General features: G+C 48.8%; 18 protein-coding genes and 1 pseudogene. 5 read left to right on the top strand and 14 right to left on the bottom strand.

Going from position 1 to position 22,939, the window contains the following annotated elements:
- Positions 1 to 138 precede the first annotated feature (138 nt).
- The 12 genes and pseudogenes from LDN30_RS06310 to LDN30_RS06255 all read right to left on the bottom strand — a co-directional run bounded on the left by LDN30_RS06310 (position 139) and on the right by LDN30_RS06255 (position 13,969).
- Positions 139 to 2,130 (bottom strand): fructose-1,6-bisphosphatase, encoded by a 1,992-nt coding sequence (locus LDN30_RS06310; RefSeq protein ID WP_223929022.1) that lies wholly within the window; start codon positions 2,128 to 2,130, stop codon positions 139 to 141.
- A gap of 42 nt (positions 2,131 to 2,172) precedes the next feature.
- Positions 2,173 to 3,324, bottom strand: a complete 1,152-nt coding sequence (locus LDN30_RS06305; protein WP_223929021.1) for a glycosyltransferase — start codon at positions 3,322 to 3,324, stop codon at positions 2,173 to 2,175.
- 5 nt (positions 3,325 to 3,329) lie between these two features.
- Positions 3,330 to 4,508, bottom strand: coding sequence for a glycosyltransferase (locus tag LDN30_RS06300; RefSeq protein WP_223929020.1), 1,179 nt, complete (start codon positions 4,506 to 4,508; stop codon positions 3,330 to 3,332).
- Positions 4,508 to 5,677, bottom strand: a complete 1,170-nt coding sequence (lysA, locus tag LDN30_RS06295) for a diaminopimelate decarboxylase (protein WP_223925912.1) — start codon at positions 5,675 to 5,677, stop codon at positions 4,508 to 4,510. Before lysA ends, LDN30_RS06300 begins: the two co-directional genes overlap by 1 nt.
- A 56-nt stretch (positions 5,678 to 5,733) precedes the next feature.
- The gene (locus tag LDN30_RS06290) at positions 5,734 to 7,059 is read right to left on the bottom strand and encodes an aspartate kinase (protein WP_223925911.1); all 1,326 of its coding nucleotides are present in this window, start codon (positions 7,057 to 7,059) and stop codon (positions 5,734 to 5,736) included.
- A gap of 37 nt (positions 7,060 to 7,096) precedes the next feature.
- On the bottom strand, positions 7,097 to 7,921 hold the full coding sequence (locus LDN30_RS06285; protein WP_223929019.1) for a cell division ATP-binding protein FtsE: 825 nt from the start codon (positions 7,919 to 7,921) through the stop codon (positions 7,097 to 7,099).
- A 5-nt stretch (positions 7,922 to 7,926) separates the two neighbouring features.
- Positions 7,927 to 8,580, bottom strand: a complete 654-nt coding sequence (hisIE, locus tag LDN30_RS06280; protein ID WP_223929018.1) for a bifunctional phosphoribosyl-AMP cyclohydrolase/phosphoribosyl-ATP diphosphatase HisIE — start codon at positions 8,578 to 8,580, stop codon at positions 7,927 to 7,929.
- An 82-nt stretch (positions 8,581 to 8,662) separates the two neighbouring features.
- On the bottom strand, positions 8,663 to 9,439 hold the full coding sequence (gene hisF, locus LDN30_RS06275; RefSeq protein WP_223929434.1) for an imidazole glycerol phosphate synthase subunit HisF: 777 nt from the start codon (positions 9,437 to 9,439) through the stop codon (positions 8,663 to 8,665).
- Between the two features lie 27 nt (positions 9,440 to 9,466).
- Positions 9,467 to 10,153, bottom strand: a pseudogene (hisA, locus tag LDN30_RS06270) (1-(5-phosphoribosyl)-5-[(5-phosphoribosylamino)methylideneamino]imidazole-4-carboxamide isomerase); the annotation flags it as partial.
- Positions 10,150 to 10,764, bottom strand: a complete 615-nt coding sequence (hisH, locus tag LDN30_RS06265; RefSeq protein WP_223929017.1) for an imidazole glycerol phosphate synthase subunit HisH — start codon at positions 10,762 to 10,764, stop codon at positions 10,150 to 10,152. The pseudogene hisA and the gene hisH, both read right to left, overlap by 4 nt.
- 42 nt (positions 10,765 to 10,806) lie before the next feature.
- Complete coding sequence (gene purU / locus LDN30_RS06260) at positions 10,807 to 11,670, bottom strand: formyltetrahydrofolate deformylase (RefSeq protein ID WP_223926936.1); 864 nt, start codon at positions 11,668 to 11,670, stop codon at positions 10,807 to 10,809.
- A gap of 91 nt (positions 11,671 to 11,761) precedes the next feature.
- A complete protein-coding gene (locus LDN30_RS06255) occupies positions 11,762 to 13,969 on the bottom strand; it encodes a RelA/SpoT family protein (RefSeq protein ID WP_223925907.1) in 2,208 nt (735 codons plus the stop codon).
- A 127-nt stretch (positions 13,970 to 14,096) separates the two neighbouring features.
- Between LDN30_RS06255 and LDN30_RS06250 the strand changes: the two genes are divergently transcribed.
- The gene (locus tag LDN30_RS06250) at positions 14,097 to 15,614 is read left to right on the top strand and encodes a DUF4301 family protein (RefSeq protein ID WP_223929016.1); all 1,518 of its coding nucleotides are present in this window, start codon (positions 14,097 to 14,099) and stop codon (positions 15,612 to 15,614) included.
- Positions 15,615 to 16,325: 711 nt separating this feature from the next.
- On the opposite strand, the gene gap is transcribed toward LDN30_RS06250, so the two are convergent.
- The gene (gene gap / locus LDN30_RS06245) at positions 16,326 to 17,396 is read right to left on the bottom strand and encodes a type I glyceraldehyde-3-phosphate dehydrogenase (protein WP_223925904.1); all 1,071 of its coding nucleotides are present in this window, start codon (positions 17,394 to 17,396) and stop codon (positions 16,326 to 16,328) included.
- Between the two features lie 254 nt (positions 17,397 to 17,650).
- On the opposite strand from gap, the gene mscL reads away from it, so the two are divergent.
- The 4 genes from mscL to LDN30_RS06225 are packed head-to-tail and all read left to right on the top strand — an operon-like array spanning position 17,651 to position 20,294.
- Positions 17,651 to 18,073 (top strand): large-conductance mechanosensitive channel protein MscL, encoded by a 423-nt coding sequence (gene mscL / locus LDN30_RS06240; protein WP_223925903.1) that lies wholly within the window; start codon positions 17,651 to 17,653, stop codon positions 18,071 to 18,073.
- Between the two features lie 9 nt (positions 18,074 to 18,082).
- Positions 18,083 to 18,433: a DUF4491 family protein gene (locus LDN30_RS06235; RefSeq protein WP_223925902.1), complete on the top strand. Its 351-nt coding sequence runs from the start codon at positions 18,083 to 18,085 to the stop codon at positions 18,431 to 18,433.
- Positions 18,430 to 18,900: a 23S rRNA (pseudouridine(1915)-N(3))-methyltransferase RlmH gene (rlmH, locus tag LDN30_RS06230; RefSeq protein ID WP_223925901.1), complete on the top strand. Its 471-nt coding sequence runs from the start codon at positions 18,430 to 18,432 to the stop codon at positions 18,898 to 18,900. The genes LDN30_RS06235 and rlmH overlap by 4 nt, the downstream gene beginning before the upstream one ends.
- A 47-nt stretch (positions 18,901 to 18,947) precedes the next feature.
- Positions 18,948 to 20,294, top strand: coding sequence for an MATE family efflux transporter (locus LDN30_RS06225; RefSeq protein ID WP_223929015.1), 1,347 nt, complete (start codon positions 18,948 to 18,950; stop codon positions 20,292 to 20,294).
- A 357-nt stretch (positions 20,295 to 20,651) separates the two neighbouring features.
- Here the strand turns inward: LDN30_RS06225 and tamL are convergent, their stop codons facing one another.
- Positions 20,652 to 22,868: a translocation and assembly module lipoprotein TamL gene (gene tamL, locus LDN30_RS06220; RefSeq protein ID WP_223929014.1), complete on the bottom strand. Its 2,217-nt coding sequence runs from the start codon at positions 22,866 to 22,868 to the stop codon at positions 20,652 to 20,654.
- Positions 22,869 to 22,939 lie beyond the last annotated feature (71 nt).

Below are 22,939 nucleotides of genomic sequence, written 5' to 3'. Positions count from 1 at the left end.
TCGGCTTGCAAAACGAACCGTTTCAGAGTGCGAAACGGCCCGTTTGGGAAGCCCAAACGATATGTATTGTTTCGGTGTAAAGTATTTTGATTCAATCAGGGTGTATTTTCCTTGTCAGCAATTGACTGCAAGAAGGACCTACATCTTAACCTTTATTTTTCCCTCTTTCTCCGGTATGATGCCATGACGATAAGCATAGAGTAGTTGTTCGAGGTCGGTAATCTGTCGCCGAATCTCTATGCCCTTGTCGGTATCGGCCACTCGCAGCCGCCGCTGATTGAACTCGACAATCTGCGTAGTGCCCTTAATGTCGGTACCATTCCTTATGGCCTCCTCCGCACTTGTGAACGGCTCATGCTGGACAAGCTGGAATCCGCGACTGTGATATATCAGTGTGTAACCGGCGATTCCAGTGTCCTTATGGTACGCCCTTGAAAATCCGCCATCGATGACCATGAGCTTTCCGTTGGCTTTAATGGGGTTCTCGCCCTTCACAGCCCTCACTGGCACGTGTCCGTTGATGATGTGGCGGTTAGAGCCTGTCATGCCGAAAGCATCCATGATGCTGTCGACGATTTTCGGATCGTCTCGCAAGACAAAGTAATTGCCCTTCTTTTCCTCATGAGTAGCCTTATCCTCAATGAAGTAACGCTCGAATGTCGCCATCTTGCTCTTGTCGAACAATGGTGAATCGGGACCGCACCAAAGGTAGAGGAAGTAGTCGCGGGCATATTCCTGCTCCATCTTCTGACTGTCGTTCTGAAACGCAGTCCTTATGATCATTCCGGTATGATGCATCAGCTCCTGACCCTTGTATTTTCTTCCTGGAAAAATCTCGACTTCCTTCAGTGTTCCGTCGGCATTGAGAGGAATTGAGGCATGGAAGAGAAGATTGTTGTTCGTAATCTTGTACATGCATCCATGCGTCAGCAGAGCCCGCACATGCATGTGCAATTTGTCGCTGACGCGGAATGAATGATTAAGCTTGTCCATGACAATCTTTTCCTGCTCAGTGAGTTCAAGAGGACATTCCGGGTTGACAGTAGGAAAATGGCATGACCGCATCTTATATAATTTCCCGTCGATATAGCACGTACCGGCCTTATAGTCAATGGCTTTCAGCAGACATCTGTCGGTCATTTTCCACTGCGGATGTTTCTCGAACAACTGAGCCTCCACCTTAAACTGGATGACGCTGATGGCCTTATGCATCTGTGCGTTAAGCCGGAGCTGCTTTTCGGTGAGACCATTCTCATGGGCATTTTTGGGTATGAACTCAGTGCAAGGATCGCCCTTGTAGGCCTCCATTGCGAAAGTTGCGAGTGGAATAAGGTTGATGCCATATCCATCCTCGAGTGTAGCCATATTGCCATATCGCAGTGCTATCCGGATGACATTGCAAATACAAGCATCGTTTCCGGCGGCAGCGCCCATCCACAGCACATCGTGATTGCCCCACTGAATGTCCCAGCTGTGGTAGCGGCAGAGAGTGTCCATAACGACGTGGGCTCCGGGACCACGGTCGTAAACATCGCCAAGAATATGCAGTTGGTCGATAATCAGTCGCTGAATGACATTGCATATAGCAATAATAAAGTCGTCGGCGCAGCCCGTAGTGATAATGGTCTTGATGATGGCACTGACGTAATCCGACTTATCCTTGTCGTCGGTACGCTCGTGGAGCAGCTCCTGAATGATATATGAGAAGTCGTCGGGAAGATTCTTCCTGACTTTAGAGCGTGTGTACTTGCTCGATACATCGCGGCAGACAAGCACCAGATGGTGAATGGAAATGTTATACCAGTCGTTGATATCGGGCTCATCGGCTTTGACAATCTCGAGTTTCTGCTCGGGATAGTAAATAAGGGTGCACAGCTCCCTCTTCTCGGCCTCACGCAGGGTATTGCCAAAAAGCTCATTAACCTTACGCTTGATGTTTCCCGAAGCGTTCTTCAGCACATGCTGAAAAGCCTCATACTCACCATGGATATCAGCAAGAAAATGCTCCGTTCCCTTTGGCAGATTGAGTATTGCCTGGAGGTTTATAATCTCGGTACTGGCCTCGGCAATTGTAGGGAATGAGGTGGAAAGCAATTGAAGATAGCGAATGTCTTTGTCAAATTTGTTCATAGTGTCTTAGTTTTTAAGCAGTAGTTGTTATCGGTAACGTAGTCAGGTAGAGAAGATTCTACTCTCTATCTTTCGCGTTGTGCGGTCGTTTACGGGTCCATCGGGTTGGAATCCTTCTTCAAGGTACACCTTATCAGCGAGCACCTGCAACATTCTACGCAGGAATTTTCTCATTTTCAATTCTTTTGTTATCGTGACAAGGCGGTCCTCATCGTAATCGAGATACTTTATAACTTCGTATAAATCAGCAAGATGGCGTACGCTCATCTGTCCGTTACGCAGCAGAGTGCGCGCATTGACGAGCATTATCGTTATCTGCCGGAGCTCCTCACTGTCGCCGTCGATGGTGTTATTTATCTTCTTCTCCGAAGGTCGGCTACCGCTGTTGAGCTTTTTGTCGGGAAGAAGTCCTTTAACTTTCGTTTTCTCCACGGGATAACGCCAGATTTTTGAAGTGTCGATAGAAGGAATTTCTATCTGCATTTTCTGTGCACCGGCACTGATGATTCCACGTATGTCCTCATCGTCGCCAAAGAGAAGAATGCGTCGCCACTGTTCGGGTCGCAGATTGCGCAAGGTAAGGATGCGCTCGCTGTCGAGCAGAGGCATCGTCTCGTCGTGGGCCATACCTACATGAATCAATGAGCTGACAGCCTCTTTCTCGCTGTCGCTCATCAACTTACGATAGCGGCTGTCGATAACTTTCGCGTAGATTTTCAGTAGCAGTGAGCATTGCGTATCAAGTGTAACGCTATTGTCGAGAACTGACGACTGAGCTACGTCAATACGCTTCTGCCATCCCAAAGCAAGGAGTTCATTCTTTTCTTCGTCGGAAACGGCTATTAAAGCCTCAGCATGCTGCACCATCCACTTCTGATAATGGATTGTTTCAACCTTCTTGCGCAGTTTCTGCTCGTGGCGCATACTGTAGATGCCAAGTTCGAACTGCGGTGACAGAACAACGGCATAGCCCTGCTTTTGGACTGAAAGCATGAGTTTATAAGCATTATAGTCCCATGCTCCATGAATATGAATGATGTCGGGATGGTGCTCGTCAAGCATCTTCCTGACATCATCCTTACGTGTGGCTACATACACTTCAGCCTTAGTCTGAAGTCCGGCTACGACGGCTCGAAGACAATCGCTCATCAAGTCATTGTCTTTTAATTCATGTATGTAGTTAAGTATTTTCATTTCAATCAAATTTTATGGCTGATAAAATCATTCTTGTCAGCATGCATATATCTCACCTTATACGACAGCCACGAGAGCCCCAGTCCAATCTCATAGGCTACAGTTTTCCAAGCCGGAATATCAGTCATCCACGCCTTCATAGCCCTCGAAGCTACGGCGGTCCTGATAATCAATGTTATCACGAGTGCCAGGGCAGCGGCTGCAACGAGGATTAGCCGGTTCGTCATGAAACCGAATATAGCACAGCCGATGATGGCTATATAGTTGATATACAATGCTATCTGGTCAATGATTATCGGCAGACGGTGGCGGGCAGAGCCAGTCAGATGACGCCGGTTCTCGATATAAAACAGATGTTTGTTTCTCCACTCCTTGTCGGTTGGCTCCTGCTCTGTCATCCAGCCAGTCTCGGGGTCGGCCTCAAGGGCCACAGCCATTGGCTGAGCGTATTTATTGGCCATGAAGTCGTACTCTCCACGTAAGTATTTCAGATTCCCGCGGAATCCCTCTTCCCTTACGAAATCGCTCTTACGGAAAGCCAGACAAGTGCTGTTGCAGCGGTAAGTACGTCCCCTCTGCGTCTCCCTCATAAGGTAGAAATCGGTCACAAGCCGTTCGAATTGGCGAAAGTCGGATGTTTCCTCAGCGTAGCGCGAATATCCGATAACCAGTCTGTTGCCCTCATTGCAGTGAGCGGCCATTGCCTTCAGCCACTGACCGGAGTCGGGACGCGAGGTGATGTCGGTCATGATAACCCACTCTGTCTGAGCCGCTTTGACGCCAATGGTAATAGCTAATTTCTTCCGGCTCATATATCGTGAGCTGTCGGGTATATATGTCGTATATAGATGAGGGTCAGAGCTGTAACGTTTCAGTACGTCCTCATCATCGGAATCGCTTTTCCAAGCCACAACAATAACCTTGAAATTTCCCGGATAGTCCTGGCTTAAAAATGCCGGCAGATTCTCCTCGAGCTCACGTGCATTGTCGTGGGGAGTGATGATTATGCTGATGTCTGGGTATCTGTCATGCTCCGAACCGTTGTCCTGCTCGTCCTCAGATGCATCATCAGAAGCATAGGGAACCGACGGCCGGCGCACGAAGATGTTTATCCACGGCGTTAAAAGCGCCAGAAAGAGCACAACACCTCCAATGATAAGAGATAGATTGTCAAATGTAATCATTACTCGTTCTCAACAAGATCCTCCGTAATATAGCCCTCAGGCAGTTTCCTACAATTATACTGGCTTGCCATAATCTCGCCATAAGCACCGGCAGAGCGTATTGCCAACAGGTCGCCGCGATGGGTTTTGTTGATGTCGATAGCCTTCGCAAAAACATCACTCGACTCACATATTGGTCCTACGACATCATATGTCGACAGCGGCTCGTCACTGGTGATATTTTCTATTTTGTGATAAGCCTGATAGAGTGCCGGCCGGATGAGATCGGACATTCCTGCATCAACAATAGCGAACTGCTTGGCTGTTCCCTGCTTTACGTACAGACACCGGGTAATGAGAGAGCCCATCTGTCCGACAACGGAGCGTCCGAGCTCGAAATGCAGCTTCTGTCCGGGACGTAGTTTCAGATGTCGCGCATAAGTGCTGAAGTAAGCTTCAAAATCCGGTATCGGCATGCGGTTAGGATGCTGATAGTCAATGCCAAGACCACCACCGACATTGATATTCTCCACTTTGATGTGTTTCTTATCCAATTCATCGAGGATATTGTTAATCCGATTGCACAGAGCGGAGAAGTCTCCCATATCAAGGATTTGCGACCCTATATGGAAATGGAGACCAACGAACTTGATATTCTCCATGCGCGCTGCCTCTGCAATAGCCGGTTCCATATCTCGCATGGCAATGCCGAACTTATTTTCGGCAAGTCCCGTGGTTATTTTCGCGTTTGTATGGGCTCCGACATCTGGATTGATTCGGAAGCACACTCGTGCCACTTTTCCCTTCTTTGCCGCAAGCTCGTTGATAACCTCGAGCTCGGCCACACTCTCCACGTTAAAGCAGAAGATGTTCTTATCAAGTCCAAGGTTTATCTCCCAATCAGCTTTTCCGACTCCGGCATAGACGATTTTCTTTGGTGAGAATCCTGTTTCGAGACATCTTTGAATCTCCCCGCCACTAACGCAGTCAGCACCCAAACCGGACTGACTGATTATTTTCAGCACCTTTGGATTGGCATTGGCTTTAATGGCATAATGAACATAGAAGTCATTATACTTGCCAGTCTCTGAGTTAATGGCACTTAACGTCTGCCGCAGCAAGTCGGTGTCATAATAATAAAAAGGTGTCCTGACCTTTTCAAACTTCTCTACCGGGAATTTACCTTTCATTTTTTTGTTATCCTCTTATATCCCAGACGACAGTTTGCCGTCTGGGATTCTTTTGCTTATTTATTATTATTGAAGAGAGTGTCGCTCAAGCTCTGAAGCGTACGCTTCTTGTCGGCCTCACGAATGAGGAATGAGATATTGTAGTTGCTGCCTCCATAAGAAATCATCCGTACGGGAATATCCTTTAAAGCATCGGCTGCAAGAGTCTCAAAGCCGATATTGCTCCAGTCGAGGTCGCCGACAACACAGATTATGCACATGTCGACATCGACGGTAACGGTACCATATTTCTTGAGCTCGTCAACAATGTCGTCAAGGTGGCTGTCGTCGTCGATGGTCATCGAAACACCAACCTCGCTTGTGGCAATCATGTCGATGGATGTCTGATAACTCTCAAAAATTTCAAAAACCTTGCGTAAGAATCCGCTTGCACCGAGCATACGACTTGACTTTATCTTGATAGCCGTGATATTATCCTTGGCAGCGACGGCCTTGATTTTTCCTCTGACGAGCACGTTATCGATGATTGTGCCATCGGCCTCAGGGTCCATAGTATTCTTTAAACGAACGGGAATCCCCGCATATTTAGCTGGTTGCACACAGGTAGGATGTAGAATCTTGGCACCAAAATAGGCCAACTCTGATGCCTCCTCGAAGTTGAGCTGATGAACAGCCTCCGTCTTGTCGACCACACGGGGATCGTTGTTGTGCATACCGTCAATGTCAGTCCATATCTGAATTTCGTCAGCTCCGATGGCTGCACCTACAAGCGATGCCGTATAATCACTTCCACCACGCTGCAGATTGTCGACCTCACCATAAGCGTTGCGGCATACAAAGCCCTGAGTGATATATATTTGATAACCTTTGTTCTCATCAAGAATCTTCTCAAGTTTCTCCTTGATATACTGGGTGTCGGGCTCAGCGTTCTTGTCTGTGCGCATAAAGTCGAGAGCGTTGAGCAGTATAGCCTTTATTCCGTTCTCAAGAAGGTAGTTAGTCACCATATTGGTACTCATAACCTCACCCTGAGCAACGATACTCTTAGCCTCAAACGAAGTAAAGAGATCCTTGGTAAAACTCCTTAGGTAGTCGAATTCCTCAAGCAGAAACTGACGAGTGCGCTCTTTATATTCGTCTGTAGAGAAGAGCTCCTCAACATGTTTCATGTATTTCTTCTCAAGGTTGTTGATAACTTCATTCGCACCTTCAGGATTTTTCTTGTACAGATAATCACTGATTTCAATCAATGAGTTTGTTGTACCGCTCATTGCCGACAGCACCACGAACGTAGGCTCACCCGACTTTGTGATGAGGTCGGCTACATTCTTCATTCTCTGAGGAGTACCAACCGAGGTACCTCCAAACTTCATTACCTTCATAATTATGATGACTTTGTTTTTTATTCTACAATAGTATTTATTTTTCCTCCTCAACGATTTCTCCTACGGCAATGTCGGCATTATCATCGACATCCGTGTCGTTGGAAGAATCTTCATCGACGAAATCAATAGCCTCTGCATTCGTGTCAGCAACGGGATTAGTACCCGCAGGACGAGTTGAGAAATACTCGTCCGTGACATTTGTAAACGTTCCTTTCTGGCATCTGTAAACGATTCCGGGGAACTTACTGAGCAGATGAATGTTATGCGTCGACATGATGACAGCGGCACCCGTCTCACACTGGTTGCGCAACAGCTCCACAATGCGTGTGGCTGTATCGGGATCAAGATTACCGGTAGGCTCATCAGCGATAATGATTTTGGGCTTGTTGAGTATAGCCCTTGCTATCGCAATACGCTGCTGCTCACCACCCGAGAGCTCATGAGGCATCTTATCGCGTTTGTCGGCCATTCCCACCTCATTAAGAACCTGGTCGATTCGGGCATCAATAGCTTCGCGATCAGTCCATCCCGTGGCACGAAGAACAAACCGGAGATTACGGTATACGGTCCTGTCATGCAGGAGTTGGAAGTCCTGAAAGATGATACCCATCTGCCTGCGCAAAGCCGGCACATCCTTACGCTTGATGTCGACGACGCTCTGTCCGAGGACCTCCGCCTTATCAACATCATCCTTGTCAACATCCAGTTCACAGTACATAGTCTTCAACAGGGAGCTTTTTCCGGATCCCACCTTTCCTATGAGGTAAATGAAGTCACCTTTATCAGCTTGTATGTTGACATCCTTGAGGATGAGTTTATCCTCTTGGTAGACATTTACATTTTTATAATCAATAAGCATTTTTCTTACTTTCGTTTATAAGTTCCGTTGTATTTGGCAATTCGTCTGTCCTTATCCCAATCAGGATTATGACGTTTCATGAGTTCCATAGCCACATCATTGATTGACAGTCCCTTATCGGCTAAAAGCACTAAGAGATGATAAATCATGTCGGAAGCCTCATAAACGAGGCTCTCCTCTGAGCCGCTAACGGCCTCAATGACTGTCTCAAGAGCTTCCTCACCAACTTTTTGTGCTATGCGTTTGGTTCCTTTCTTAAACAGAGCCGTTGTATAGCTGCCCTCGGGCATTTCTTCCTTACGCTTATCTATAAACTCCTGAAGTTCAGCGAGAAAGCTTATAGGCTCATAGATATTTTCCTCGCCCCAACATGTATCAGTACCCTTATGACAGACGGGACCAACAGGATTTACACGCAACAGCAGTGTATCGTTGTCGCAGTCTATTTTTGCACTTACGAGATTCAGGAAGTTTCCCGATGTCTCACCTTTCGTCCACAGACATTTGCGAGTGCGACTCCAGAAAGTGACTTTTCCCGTCTCTATTGTTTTATCATAGGCTTCCTTGTTCATAAATCCAAGCATGAGAACATTCTTTGTCCTCGCATCTTGAACTATCGCAGGCACAAGTCCGCCCATTTTTTCGAAGTTAATATCCATTGTCAATTAATTCTGTGTCCCACCACCTGCGGCCTCGACCCTCGTAGGAATCATCATTCCAAGGAAGTGGTTCGGTTAAATATTATATCCTTACGTTGATACCCTCCTCACTGAGATATTTCTTTAAATCAGGGATTGCAATCTCTCCAAAGTGGAATACGCTCGCAGCGAGAGCAGCATCAGCTTTTCCCTTCAAGAACGCATCGCGGAAGTGCTCCTTCTGCCCTGCTCCACCGCTGGCAATTATCGGAATTGCAACTTCGTCGGACAATTTAGCAAGAGCGTCGTTGGCAAATCCATTCTTTACCCCGTCGTGGTCCATTGACGTAAAGAGGATTTCGCCGGCACCGCGGTCGGCAACCTCCTTTGCCCAATCAAAGAGCCCACGTTCGGTGCGTTCCCGTCCGCCTTTAATATAGCAATGCCATCCGTCAGCATCATTGCGGGCATCAATGGCGCAGACGCAGACTTGTGATCCATATTCCGATGCTATCTCATTGATAAGATGAGGATTACGCAGTGCCGCTGAATTAACACTTATCTTGTCAGCTCCTGCATCAAGCAACCGCTTTACATCGTCGAGCTCATTGATTCCGCCACCGACGGTGAAAGGGATATCTATTTCGCGGGCCACTCTCTCCACCATATCTGTGAATGTTTTGCGGCCTTCAAAGCTTGCGGTGATATCAAGGAATACAAGCTCATCGGCTCCGGAATCAGAGTATGCCTTTCCGAGCTCCACGGGATCGCCTGCGCTTCGCAGGTCGACGAAGTTTACGCCTTTCACCGTTTCGCCATTTTTTACGTCAAGACACGGTATGATTCGTTTTGCGAGTCCGCGACTATTATCGAAGCCCATCAAACTCCGGCACTTCTCTGCCGACACTTTACCCTCATACCAGGCCTTACCTACAACTGTCGAGGGAATACCTTCGCGGTCCAACTCAACGATATCTTCAGTCGACGAAACACCACCCGAAGCAATGATATTCAGATGAGGATATTCGTCGACAATACGTTTATAGAGAGCTACGGCTGGTCCCTGCATAGTACCGTCCTTGCTGATATCGGTGCACAAGACGTTCCTAACTCCAGCATCGACATACTTCTTCAAAAACGGCAGCAGTTCCTCGCTCGAATCCTCTTTCCATCCGTTGATGCTTACACGTCCGTCGCGAACGTCAGCACCGAGGATAATCTTCTCTGCACCATAGCGATGGAGCCATTCGATGAAAAGTTCCGGATTTGTTACCGCGATGCTGCCTACAGTAACCATAGCGGCACCAGCGGCAAAAGCCTTTTTGATGTCGTCATCACTTTTTATTCCACCGCCGAAATCGACTTTAAGCCCTGTAGCATCCGTAATACGCTTGAGCACATCGTCGTTGACAATATGCTTCGACTTTGCGCCATCAAGATCGACGACATGCAGACGGCGGAATCCCTGAGCCTCAAACTCCCGCGCCTGAGCCACAGGGTCATCGTTGTACACCGTTTTCTGTCCGTAGTCGCCTTTGGTGAGTCTCACACACTTGCCACCGATAAGATCTATAGCTGGTATAATGTCAATCATAGCTCCAAGAAGTTTTTAAGAATGTGCTCACCCACTTTACCGCTCTTTTCAGGGTGGAATTGCGTAGCCCAAAAATTATTCATGTGCAATGCCGCAGAATAGGGCAAGATATAATCGGCCTGGGCTATTGTCCACTTGCAGAGGGGAACGTAATAGCTATGAACAAAATAGACGTAAGGCCGTGACGATGAAGTCTGATTTTCCCCGTCAAGTCCGTTGAACAGCGGACAGCCTTTGCTGCCATTGATTTCCTGCCATCCCATTGCCGGTACCTTATCCTCGTGGCGTGAGGGTTCAAACTTTCTCACGTCGGCAGGGATAATTCCAAGACAGTCGGTGTCGCCCTCCTCAGAGTGGCGGCAGAGCAGCTGCTGACCGATGCATATACCGAGAACGGGCTGAGTAAGGTTCTTAATGACCTCATCAAGATGATGCTCACGGAGATAGTCCATCGCCGTCCTGGCCTCACCCTGTCCGGGAAAAAGAACTTTATCGGCTCTACGCAGTTCATCGGCATCATCGGTCAATACCGGGTCGACGCCAAGACGGCGAAGAGCATTCACCACCGAGCGGATATTTCCCGCATTATATCGTATTATAGCTACGCTCATTTAATTCAATGGTTTTACGCTTTCCAACAGCGTATATTGCGTTTATGAGAAAATTATTGTCTTGTTATTATAAGTCAAAATCTTCCTCTCGATATGTTTTTTTACGGCCCTTGAGAGGACTATCTTCTCCAAATCCTTGCCCTTGAGCACAAGACTTGTAGGAGTATCCTTATGCGACACCCTCATAACGTCCTGTTCGATGATTGGCCCTGCATCCAACTCCGCTGTAACATAGTGGCTGGTAGCACCTATAATCTTTACTCCACGCTCCCATGCCTGATGATATGGGCGTGCGCCGACGAAAGCCGGCAGGAAAGAGTGATGAATATTAATAATGTGGTGAGGATAAGCCGCAATCATCGCATCGCTGATTATCTGCATGTAACGCGCAAGGACTATGAACGTTATCTTCTTCTCCTTGAGCAGCTTCATCTCGGCCTCCTCAACCTCTGCTTTATTCGAATGATCCTTCTTTATGGACCATACGTAGTATGGAATGCCAAACTGATCGGCAACATAACGCAAGTCCTCATGATTGCTGACGATACACGGAATATCGACATTCCACTCTCCCGCCTTCCATCGTGCGAGGAGATCATAGAGACAATGGCTCATCTTACTGACGAAGATAGCCATACGCGGACGTACATCGCTGAAATAGAGATGGAAAGTCATCTCATAGCGCTGTCCGTAGAGAGTGTGCAGATAGTCCTCAATCTTATCTCGCGGAATCAGGAAGTTCTCCAGTTCCCATTCAATTCGCATAAAGAACATGCCATCCTCACGGTCAACATACTGATCGAGATAGACGATGTTTCCATTATTGTCGGTGATGAACTTTGTCAGCTCCGAGATGATTCCCAACTGGTCTGGACAGTGCAGGAGTAATATCGCTGTTGGTTTCATTTTTTCTATTGCCATAGTTTGGAGTGCAAAATTACGAAATTTCTTCTAATTAGTAATATATTAATGAATGAATCTGATAAATTTATTATCATTATAGCCGTTTCACTTCTTTGACCCCCTTTATCATGCGAAGTTTCTTCATCAACGCGCTCAGTCGTGACGTATCCTCAAGTAGAACGACAAGATTACCCGAGAACAGTCCGTCGTTACTGTCGATGTTTATCGAGCGCATGATGATTTTCTCCTCTTTGGATATCACATTGGTTATATTGCTGACGATTCCTATATCGTCATTACCGATAACGCGGAGCGTAATGGCATACTGGCTCTCGCCCTTTCCGCTCCACCGGGCTTTGACAATACGGTATCCGTAGCGCTTTCTGAGCTCCGGAGCATTGGGGCAGTCAGTGCGATGAATTTTGATACCTCCGCTAACGGTGACGAACCCGAATATCGGGTCGCCATAAATAGGATGACAGCAGTTGGCCAGCGAGTAGTCGATACCCTTGAGATTCTTGTCGATGACCAAAACATCCTCCGAGCGTGCTTTCTCCTCGTCAGGGTTCTCGTATTCAAAGTTTTGCGCGCTCTCTGCCGATTTGTTATCGTTGAGGCTGTGGTCATGGTCGTACTCAGCCTGATACTGCTCAATGATGTTGCCGATGTCGAGTTTCTCCTCACCCACATTCTGATAGAATTCGCTGGCCTCCTTGAATCCAAGGTGCTTGATGAGATGGGCCATTACGCCCTCGTCGAATTCAATCTTGCGGTTCTTCAGCCGACGCTCAATCATTTCGCGGCCATAGTTGCCGTTCTTGACCTGCATCTCCTTCAGCGCGAGTCTTATCTTCGATTTCGCCCTTGAACTCTTGACTATTTTCAGCCATTCAATCTTTGGCTGCTGCCTTGCCGACGTTACGATTTCAACGCTGTCGCCGCTGTTGAGTTGTGTCCGCAGACTGACATTCTTGCCATTAATCTTTCCACCCACACAGCTATTGCCAATCTTGGAGTGTATTTGATAAGCGAAATCGAGCACCGTGGCTCCTTTTGGGAACTTGAGCAGGTCACCTTTAGGAGTGAACACATATATTTCCTTATCGTAGAGGTCACTCTTGAACTGGTCCATAACCTCCAAATCGTTGCCCGCCTCCAATGCCGACCGAATGCTGGCCAACCAGTCGTCGAGACCGCCCTCGGCCTTTATGCCCTTATATCTCCAGTGGGCAGCGAGTCCGTGCTCAGCGATTTCATCCATACGCTCGGTACGGATTTGCACCTCAACCCATTTATTTTCAGGTCCGAGCACGGTTATATGCAGACTCTCATAGCCATTCGATTTAGGCACCGAAAGCCAGTCGCGCAGTCGCTTAGGATTAGGCTGATACATGTCGGTAATAATGGAGTAGACCTGCCAGCATTGCATCTTCTCTTTCTCCTGTGGCGAGTCGAGGATAATTCTGATGGCAAAGAGGTCGTAGATGCCATTGAATCCACAATGCTGTTTCTTCATCTTCTGCCATATAGAGTGTATGCTCTTCGTACGGCCCTTGATGTGGAATTTCAATCCGGCAGCCTCAAGTTTTGCTTTAACCGGACCAATGAATCTGTCGATATAAGCATCACGTGCACGCTTCGTGGCGTTCAAGTCTTCCTTAATCTCATAATAAGCATCATGCTCGAGATACTTCAAGCTAAGGTCCTCGAGCTCACTCTTCAGCTGATAGAGTCCAAGTTTGTGAGCCAAAGGGGCATAGAGATAGCTTGCCTCCTCCGACACCTCATGACGAGCCTCCTCATTCGGGGTGTCCCGAATCTGCCGCATGAGATTGACTCGGTCGGCAATCATTATCAGGATGACGCGCATGTCCTCGGCGAAACTCAGCAACAGATTGCGGAAGTTCTCGCTTTCAATCTTTGGATTCTTCTTATACAGTTCCTGAATCTTCACAAGACCATGAATGATATTGCGCACACCACTGCCAAAGTCGGTCTCCACATCATCCAGTGAGATGCAAGAGCACGATACGGGGTCGTAGAGCATTATGGCCATCACGCCATCGCGCCGCAAACCGATGTCCTCAATGGCTATCTTAGCCGTTTGAAGAGCATTGACAACAGGGTTCAACCCAAACGCGTCACGCATGAGTTTTCCACTGTTGACAGCATCGGTCAGCGAGCGGCGCAGCTTCAAAATATCATCCTCTTGGACAGTGCCCTTGAGCTTCTCACGGAGCTCTGAAGTCAGTGCTTCAGCGGCTTCTTTCTCTTGTTCAGTAAATATCAGCTTCTCCTCCATTGGCAAACGAATAACTTTTATGCTACAAAGTTATAAATTTTTTCTTATTTATGGCATAATTTTTTGGCATTTTGAATATTTTGACGTACTTTTGCTGAATAAATAGTAAAACCTAATACATTTTCTTATGCTATCAGAAAAAGACAGAGAGTTGATTGCCTGGAAAGGCATATCAGAGGAAAAGCTCAATGAAGAATTCGAACAGTTCAAGACCGGATTCCCATTCCTGAAACTTGAGGCAGCAGCCAGTGCCGGTAAAGGAATCTATGTGCCCACCGATGAGGAGCGCGACAGCTACATAAAGACGTGGCAGGAGTATAAAGCCGCAGGCCATCGCATTGTGAAGTTTGTTCCTGCCAGCGGTGCCGCCAGCCGCATGTTCAAGAATATGTTCGCTTTTCTTAACGGCGACCACGACGAGCCACAGACTGACTTCGAGAAGGAATTCTTCGCAGGTATCAAGAAGTTTGCCTTCCACAAGGAGCTCTGCGACAAGTGCAAGCAGAACAACGGCAAGAGCCTTAAAGAGATGCTTGAGGCCGGTCAGTACAAAGCTATCGTGGCAAACATGCTTAACGGCGAGGGACTCAACTACGGTCAGCTGCCGAAGGGACTTCTTCTCTTCCACAGCTACCCCGACGGTCCGCGCACTCCTATGGAGGAGCATCTCGTCGAAGCGGCTCTCTACGCAAGCTCCAACGGTGAGGCTCATGTCCACTTCACCGTCAGCCATGAGCACATGGACCTCTTCAAGAAGAAAGTGGCCGAGAAAGTAGCGAAATACGAGAAGGAGTTCGGGGTTAAATACGATATCACGTTCTCTGAGCAGAAACCGAGTACCGACACCGTAGCTGTCAATCCCGACAATACTCCTTTCCGCAACGCCGACGGCACACTGCTCTTCCGTCCGGGTGGTCACGGCGCACTCATCGAGAACCTCAACGAGATTGATGCCGATGTAGTGTTCATAAAGAATATTGACAATGTCGTCCCCGACCGTCTGAAAGCTGACACCGTCACCTACAAGCAGTTGATTGCCGGAGTCCTCGTAAGCTTACAGACGAAGATTTTCAATTATCTTCGCATTCTCGACAGCGGCGAATATAACCACGAGCGCTTGGAGGAGATTATCCGCTTCGTTCAGCACGACCTCTGCTGCCGCAAGCCTGACATCAAGGATCTTGAGGATGCCGACCTCGTCATTTATCTGAGGAAGAAACTCAACCGCCCAATACGCGTATGCGGAATGGTAAAGAACGTTGGTGAGCCCGGTGGCGGCCCGTTCCTCACTTATAATCAGGATGGTACCATCAGTCTGCAAATTCTCGAGTCGAGTCAGATTGACCAGAATAACGAGGAATACGTGAAGATGTTCAAGCAGGGCACCCACTTCAATCCCGTCGACCTCGTCTGCGCCACAAAGGACTATAAAGGTAAAGCCTTCAACCTCCCCGATTACGTCGACAAGAAGACCGGATTCATCTCGTCGAAGAGTAAGAACGGCCGTGAGCTGAAAGCCCTCGAGTTGCCGGGACTGTGGAATGGAGCGATGAGCGACTGGAACACGGTGTTCGTCGAAGTACCACTGTCGACATTCAACCCCGTGAAGACCGTCAACGACTTGCTCCGCGACCAGCATCAATAAGTCTGGCGCCGACGGCGTAACTATTACAAGCGAATTCTCCCTCGCTAAAGATTGACTTTAGTCCGACTGCAATCAGCAAGATTCTGTCAGCAACGGCAGATGATGAAAGCAACAAGACGAAAGCCATTATCAATCCTTGGCGAGGGATTTTTGTGCCCTTTCGTCAGCATCATTCTTTTTTTCATGACTATAGGGAGGTGGATCACGAAATGACAACAGCAGTCCGGCGACCATCGGAGCGAATGAGCCTGAGCGTTTGAAAGTGAGGAACGAGAATAAGGAGAGAGACTAAAGAAAAGGGAGAATTGAAGAGAGAGGAAAGTAAAAATAATTCAAACAGAAGTCCGATTGAGTGCATCCGTGTTATCAACTGATTGTCAGCGACTTACAGAACCGGCCATTTTGTGTTCTAAAACGGTCCGTTTTGCAACGCGAAACGGTCCATTTCAGACGATGAAACAGCCCGTTTTGCACGCTCAAATGGACGCTATGATAATGCTGTAAAGATTTTTGGCATCAGACTCTGCAATCTTAGCATCAACAACTCTACAATTTTAGCATCTGAAATTGCTATCTTAGCATCACACCCCGCAATCCTTACATCAAAACTCTACAACCGAAAACAGCCGCCCTCCAAAAGGAAGACGGCTGCAAGTTGTATTGTTGTTATCGGCCCGACAGAATGTTGTCAGCACCGATTAACATGCGGTATTACTTCAGCTCAGCGAAGTACTTGATTGTACGAACCATCTGAGAAGTGTAAGAGTTCTCATTGTCGTACCAAGAAACGACCTGAACCTCGTAAGTATCCTCATCGAGCTTCACAACCATTGTCTGTGTAGCGTCGAAGAGTGAGCCGTAACGCATGCCGAGGATATCGCTCGAAACAATCTCCTCATCGTTGTAACCGAAGCTCTCGTTAGCCTCAGCCTTCATAGCAGCGTTGACGCTGTCGACAGTAACGTCCTTACCCTTAACAACAGCGTAGAGCAGAGTTGTAGAGCCATCTGGCACCGGTACGCGCTGAGCAGCACCGATGAGCTTGCCGTTGAGCTCAGGGAGAACGAGGCCGATAGCCTTAGCAGCACCTGAAGAAGCAGGAGTGATGTTGCAAGCACCTGCGCGGCTACGACGGAGGTTACCCTTACGCTGTGGGCCGTCGAGAATCATCTGGTCGCCAGTGTAAGCGTGGATGGTCTGCATGATACCAGCCTGGATTGGGTACTTGTCGTTAAGAGCCTTTGCCATAGGAGCAAGGCAGTTTGTTGTGCAAGAAGCTGCGCTGATGATCTGGTCGTCCTTTGTCAGGGTCTCGTTGTTAACGTTGAAGACGATGGTCTTCAGGTCGTTGCCTGCAGGTGCAGAGATAACAACCTTCTTAGCGCCGGCCTTGATGTGAGCCATGCTCTTCTCCTTAGATGTGTAGAAGCCTGTGCACTCGAGAACGACATCGATGTTGAGAGCGCCCCAAGGCAGGTTAGCTGCGTCCTTCTCCTTGTAGATGGTAATCTTCTTGCCATCAACAGCGACGTAACCAGCAGCCTCTTTACCGTTCTCCTCGAAAGGAGTATCGTCGAATGTAACAGTGTGAACTGGCTTCTCGCCGATAATGCCCTGATAACCACCGTGAGTAGTATCATACTTCAGGAGCTGAGCGAGCATCTTAGGACTTGTCAGGTCGTTGATAGCGACTACCTCATAACCAGGAGCTGCGAACATCTGACGGAATGCGAGACGACCGATACGGCCGAAACCATTAATAGCTACTTTAACATTTGCCATTTTAATTGCTTTTATTTTAAAGTTGTTAGAAAAATATTATTTCCTTCGACTATTTTGGGGCATTAACAAAGATTTTATTCTTTTCGAGCGCAAAGATACAAATTTATTCTTAATTTTGCAACCGATTAGACTATTAAACAATATTAAAAAAGGTATAGCAACACGAAACTAAAATCGAAATGCTATTCCTATATTGCAAAGGATGCACTAAGCGCGACAGACAATGCAACAACATATAAATAATAATAAGTATTATGGGAAAATTCTTAACTGAGTTCAAAGAGTTCGCCGTTAAGGGCAATGCCATCGACATGGCTGTAGGTGTAATCATTGGAGGTGCTTTCGGCAAGATTGTATCATCGCTTGTCGACGATATCATCATGCCGCCAATAGGATGGCTCATTGGAGGCGTGAACTTCTCCGACCTTAAAGTCACCCTCCCGGCCGAAAAGATTGCCGAAGGAATACAGATGAAGTCGGCCACAATCAACTACGGCAACTTCATCCAGACGCTCATCGACTTCCTGGTCATAGCCCTCTGCATCTTCCTGATGATTAAGGCCATCAACAAGATTCTGCGCAAACCGGAGCCGGAGCCCAAGAAGGAGGCACCTGCCGAGCCTACACCGACCGAGAAGCTGCTCACCGAGATTCGCGACGAACTGAAAAAGAAATAACACGACAAAATGGACTTGAACTTCAAGAGCGTGCTGCTCGCTATCTTCACATTTCTCATTATAGGGCTCTGCCATCCGCTGGTCATCAAAACCGAATATTACTTCGGTACACGACCGTGGTGGATATGGCTCATCTGTGGTCTGGCGGCTGTCGTAGGAGCCCTCTTCGTTGCCGACGACTTCATATCCACGCTGTTGGCTGTCTTCGGTGCCTCACTGCTCTGGGGCATCGGAGAGCTCTTCTCACAGAAGAAACGGGTGGAAAGAGGATGGTTTCCCATGAACCCCAAACGAAAGAACGAGTATCGGCCGTCAGCTGAAAGCACCGACAGCCACAGCGATGAAAAGGAGGAACGATGAAGACAACCCTAATCCTTGTGGGCAAGACCAACGGCAAACTCTTCAACGAGGGTATCGACGACTATGCCAAGCGCATTGGCCACTATACTCCCTTCGCCGTCAAAGTGCTTCCAGAGCTCAAGTCGACAAAATCGCTAAGCGAGAGCCAGCAGAAGGACAAGGAAGGGAAGATGATTCTCAAGACCATCTCCCCTTCCGACTTCGTGGTGCTCCTCGACGAACACGGAACTGAATACCGAAGCATGGAGTTTGCAAAATGGGTAGAGAAACGGCGCAATAGTGGCCGCGACCTCGTTTTCGTCATCGGAGGACCCTACGGTTTCTCACCCGATGTCTACAACCGCGCCGACGCACTCATCTCGTTGTCGCGGATGACATTCTCCCATCAGATGGTCCGGCTGATCTTCGTCGAGCAGCTCTACCGCGCCTGCACTATTATAAAAGGTGAACCCTATCACCACGAATAATCTCTTGTAGAACCACGAATAATCTCTTGTAGAAACGAGGAACGTTAATGCACACAGAAGAGGACAACTATAGATTTCTTACCGAGGAGCCCGTCGACAAGGTTGTCGTGGCGATGGCTGTACCCACAATAATATCCATGCTCGTGACAAGCATATATAATATTGTGGACACATTCTTCGTCGGACAAATCGACACCCAGTCGACGGCTGCCGTAGGCATCGTCTTCTCGATAATGTTTATAGCTCAGGCCTTTGGATTCTTCTTCGGCCATGGATCGGGCAACTACATCTCCCGCGAGCTCGGTGCCAAGCGGCATCAGAATGCCGTCGTCATGGCCTCCAACGGTTTCTTTCTTTCGTTCTTCTTCGGATTGATTTTCCTCGTTGTCTGCGAGTTGCTGCTTCGGCGGCTGTCGTTATGGCTGGGTAGCACCCCGACGATACTGCCCTACACCGAGCGCTACATGGGCATAGTGCTCCTCGGATCACCATTTCTCACCTCATCGCTGACCCTCAACAACCAGATGCGTCTACAGGGCAACGCCCGTCTTGCCATGGTCGGCATTGTGTCGGGAGCTGTCCTCAACTGTCTCCTCGACCCACTGCTCATCTTCGGTTTCGATATGGGGGTGGCAGGAGCCGCGTGGGCTACGGTCATCGGTCAGGTGGTATCATTCATCATCCTCATAGCCATGACCCACCGACCGGAAAATATCACCATCAGCTGGAGCAACTTTCACCCGTCGTGGCTGACGATTAAAGAAATATTCTACGGGGGCAGTCCGTCGCTGAGCCGCCAGGGCCTTGGCTGCATAGCCACGATAGCCCTGAACATTGCTGCCGGAGCCTTCGGCGACGCTGCAATAGCTGCAATGTCGATAGTTAACAGAATAACGATGTTCGTCATGTCGGCCGTAGTGGGACTGGGACAAGGGTTCCAGCCCCTCTGCGGCTTCTGTTATGGTGCCCGTCTCTATCCACGAATGAGGACCGCTTATTGGTTCACCGTCAAGACGGGCACCTTTTTTCTGATAATCGTCGGTGCCGTGGGGATAATCTTTTCCGACAGCATCATCCTCATCTTCCGCGACGATCCCGATGTGGTGAGGATTGGATCAGCGGCTCTCGTGTGGCAGCTCTGCACCTATCCGCTCAACGCCTTCAGCATGACGAGCAATATGATGACACAAGTGTGCCGCAAGCCCTGGCGAGCCAATATCCTCGCAGCCTCACGCCGTGGATTGTTCTTCATTCCGCTGATTATCGTTCTCCCGCACTGGTTCGGCCTCACGGGGGTGGAAATGTGCCAGAGCTGCAGTGATGTGCTGTCGTTCTTCCTAACCGTTCCAATCATGGCCTACACCTTCCGGCAGATTAAGGAAGAGGGCAGATAGTTGCCCTCAACAGCGGAACGGGTACCCTCTACTCCACCCCACGCTGAAAACAAAAGGATAATAAATCACATTAAACAACACCTAAAACATCATACAAACCGTTGATACTTAGACGCTTGCAGCACACATCCACCGTAGAGGCGGGGTTTATCCCCACCCTACCGGCTGCGGACGAGATGCAAAACATATATCAAGCAGCTGCGAGGATGAGGATGAACCGTTCAATATGTGTGAAATCCCAAATATACACCCCGCAGTTGCGAGGACGGGGATAGACCCCGCCCCTACGGCGGATAGGTGTAACTCATTAATTATCAATGTATTATAGCGCAGCTGCGAAGAACTCTCAGCCATTCATCAGAACGGCAGACCGACGGCGAAGTGGAACGTGAAGTCGCGGCCGAGGTCAGGATGAATGATGGCATAATGCTCTTTGTTATTCTCGTAAGCCGGGTTGATAGCTTTCATTCCCATATCGAAGCGCAGGATGAAATAATCGAAGTTCAGCCTCAGACCGAGACCATAGGCCAATGCTATCTGCTTATAGAAATTCTTAAACTTAAACTGGCCACCGGGCTGATCAGCGTAAGCGCGCAGGGTCCAGATGTTTCCCGCGTCGATGAATGCAGCTCCGTCGAACTTCCAGAACAGATGCGACCGCATCTCAGCATTGAGGTCGAGTTTCATGTCACCGGTTTGGTTTATGAAGTCGATACGTCCGTCGTGGCCCCGGAAAGTTCCCGGTCCCAACTCTCTTACGCTCCATCCCCTCACCGAGTTAGCTCCACCGGCAAAGTATCGTTTCTCGAAGGGAAGCACCGAGCTGTTGCCGTAAGGCCACGCTATTCCAAAGTCGGTGTGCAACACGAGTTGAGTTTCGGGAGCGAGAGGAATGTGGTGAGTATAGTCGAAATCGAACTTCATATATTCGGCATAAGCGATATTGAAGAGCTGGTAGTGGCCCTGGGCATCGCGGCTGAACGACAATGGTTTCGAGAGCAAGCGCAGTATGTTGCCGGCCGTTTCAACGTTGGCTCTCAGCGCGTTACGCGCATTGCTGTACGACAATCCGAAACCCACCTTCATAATGAAGAGGTCCTCGTAGTTGTAGCGCAGAATGGCATTGCGGTTCGATACGCTGTCGAGATAGTCGTGCTTGAACGTCGGACTTATCCACGGCATATAGACGTAGTTGAGGTCGAGGAGGTCGAGGTTGTAGTTTATGTCATGCTTATGGTCGCTCCACCGGTATTTCCACGCCGACGAGAACACTCGCCGATGGAATTCGGGGCGGTTCTGCAAGTCCCATGACACAGCTATTTCCGATGTTGCCGTACTGCGGTAGCGTAGTCGGTCGGAAAGGAACGGAGCCACAAATCGTGGGAACTGCAGCGACCCTGTGACACTGTACTCCTCATAATCGTGGGCATCGTAGCCGTCGAGTTTCGATATAGCCTCAAAAGCGGCCCGCAGCTGCAAACTGAACAGCTCGGAGCCACGGAAGATGTTCCGGTTCTGATATGTCAGCGACGCTGCCGCACCGAAGTCGCCGGAGGTGTTGGTGCCCTCGGGCTGAAAGGAGATGGTATTGGGTTTCTGGTTGAAAATCTGAATATTACAGTCGAGGAGATTGCTGTCGGGATGCTCGGCAAAGTCGATATTCGTGTACCTCACAGCTCCCAACCGACCAAAGTTGTTGTAAGTGCGCTTGAGGGCGGAGGAGCTGAAATAGCTGCCCTCGCTGATGGCCGAGCTGTTGGCGAGCACCGACCGCCGCAGGTGCAGACCGGTGCTGTCGCCGGCAACGAATCTCACGGCACCTATCCTATAGCGCGGATGGCTGACGGCACTGTCGTCGGATGTCTTACGGTATTTCATCAGATGGAGGGTCACGTCGACATCATGGGAGCCACGGGCACTGTCGGCCGAGAACTGTATGAAGTCCTTATGGAAGTGATAATAGCCCGAATCGTTGAGGATTGCCGTGAGCCGCGTGCGCTCCTTGTCGAGGTCGGCAACGGTAAACTGGCGGGGCGCAAAATTCTTCGTGATGAACGGCCGCAGAACCCGCTCCACACCGCTGTCCTGGATGTCGTAGCTGAAATGGCGGATGAGAAACGGATCACCGGGATGAAGCGTATAGACGGCATCTATACGGCGCTTGCGCTTCTTCTTCACCTCAAAGCCGACACTCGCATTCATATAGCCCATATTCTGCATGGCCGTGCGCAGGTCCTCGCAGGAGAGCCGCGCCTGAGCCGAGTCGAAAAGCACAGGCTGCTCACCGATGCGCTGCAGTGTGCGGTTGATCCACTTCGTAGTGTCCTTGCCCGAAAGCGAATAGGTTCCAAGAGGAATCTTAAAGAGCGAGAACCAGCGCGAATTCGACTTCTGACGGATGTAGGGAGCCAGCTGGGCAGCATCAAAGCCGGGTCTGTCCGATTTCATTACCACCTTGTCGAGCATATATCTGTTGTCGGGGATAAACTTACTTGCCGAACATGCCGTAATCAGCATGACTACGACGACGGCAAAAAGAAAATGAACAACTACTCTTTTATTATCCCTAAACATAAATTTTCGCTAAATTTTCGGCAAAGATACAAAAAACTTATGACCTCATGGCTTTTGTTGATACTTTTTTG

The organism is Prevotella lacticifex (genome assembly GCF_019973375.1).
Classification (GTDB): domain Bacteria; phylum Bacteroidota; class Bacteroidia; order Bacteroidales; family Bacteroidaceae; genus Prevotella; species Prevotella lacticifex.
The sequence above is the reverse complement of the archived record's forward strand: the minus strand, read 5'-3'. Positions and strand labels throughout refer to the sequence as shown.

Excerpts from the sequence above, each read along its gene's own strand:
- LDN30_RS06310 (WP_223929022.1), bottom strand. The coding sequence starts at position 2,130 with ATGAACAAATTTGACAAAGACATTCGCTATCTTCAATTGCTTTCCACC.
- LDN30_RS06305 (WP_223929021.1), bottom strand. The coding sequence starts at position 3,324 with ATGAAAATACTTAACTACATACATGAATTAAAAGACAATGACTTGATG.
- LDN30_RS06300 (WP_223929020.1), bottom strand. The coding sequence starts at position 4,508 with ATGATTACATTTGACAATCTATCTCTTATCATTGGAGGTGTTGTGCTC.
- lysA (WP_223925912.1), bottom strand. The coding sequence starts at position 5,677 with ATGAAAGGTAAATTCCCGGTAGAGAAGTTTGAAAAGGTCAGGACACCT.
- LDN30_RS06290 (WP_223925911.1), bottom strand. The coding sequence starts at position 7,059 with ATGAAGGTAATGAAGTTTGGAGGTACCTCGGTTGGTACTCCTCAGAGA.
- LDN30_RS06285 (WP_223929019.1), bottom strand. The coding sequence starts at position 7,921 with ATGCTTATTGATTATAAAAATGTAAATGTCTACCAAGAGGATAAACTC.
- hisIE (WP_223929018.1), bottom strand. The coding sequence starts at position 8,580 with ATGGATATTAACTTCGAAAAAATGGGCGGACTTGTGCCTGCGATAGTT.
- hisF (WP_223929434.1), bottom strand. The coding sequence starts at position 9,439 with ATGGGCTTCGATAATAGTCGCGGACTCGCAAAACGAATCATACCGTGT.
- hisH (WP_223929017.1), bottom strand. The coding sequence starts at position 10,764 with ATGAGCGTAGCTATAATACGATATAATGCGGGAAATATCCGCTCGGTG.
- purU (WP_223926936.1), bottom strand. The coding sequence starts at position 11,670 with ATGAAACCAACAGCGATATTACTCCTGCACTGTCCAGACCAGTTGGGA.
- LDN30_RS06255 (WP_223925907.1), bottom strand. The coding sequence starts at position 13,969 with ATGGAGGAGAAGCTGATATTTACTGAACAAGAGAAAGAAGCCGCTGAA.
- LDN30_RS06250 (WP_223929016.1), top strand. The coding sequence starts at position 14,097 with ATGCTATCAGAAAAAGACAGAGAGTTGATTGCCTGGAAAGGCATATCA.
- gap (WP_223925904.1), bottom strand. The coding sequence starts at position 17,396 with ATGGCAAATGTTAAAGTAGCTATTAATGGTTTCGGCCGTATCGGTCGT.
- mscL (WP_223925903.1), top strand. The coding sequence starts at position 17,651 with ATGGGAAAATTCTTAACTGAGTTCAAAGAGTTCGCCGTTAAGGGCAAT.
- LDN30_RS06235 (WP_223925902.1), top strand. The coding sequence starts at position 18,083 with ATGGACTTGAACTTCAAGAGCGTGCTGCTCGCTATCTTCACATTTCTC.
- rlmH (WP_223925901.1), top strand. The coding sequence starts at position 18,430 with ATGAAGACAACCCTAATCCTTGTGGGCAAGACCAACGGCAAACTCTTC.
- LDN30_RS06225 (WP_223929015.1), top strand. The coding sequence starts at position 18,948 with ATGCACACAGAAGAGGACAACTATAGATTTCTTACCGAGGAGCCCGTC.
- tamL (WP_223929014.1), bottom strand. The coding sequence starts at position 22,868 with ATGTTTAGGGATAATAAAAGAGTAGTTGTTCATTTTCTTTTTGCCGTC.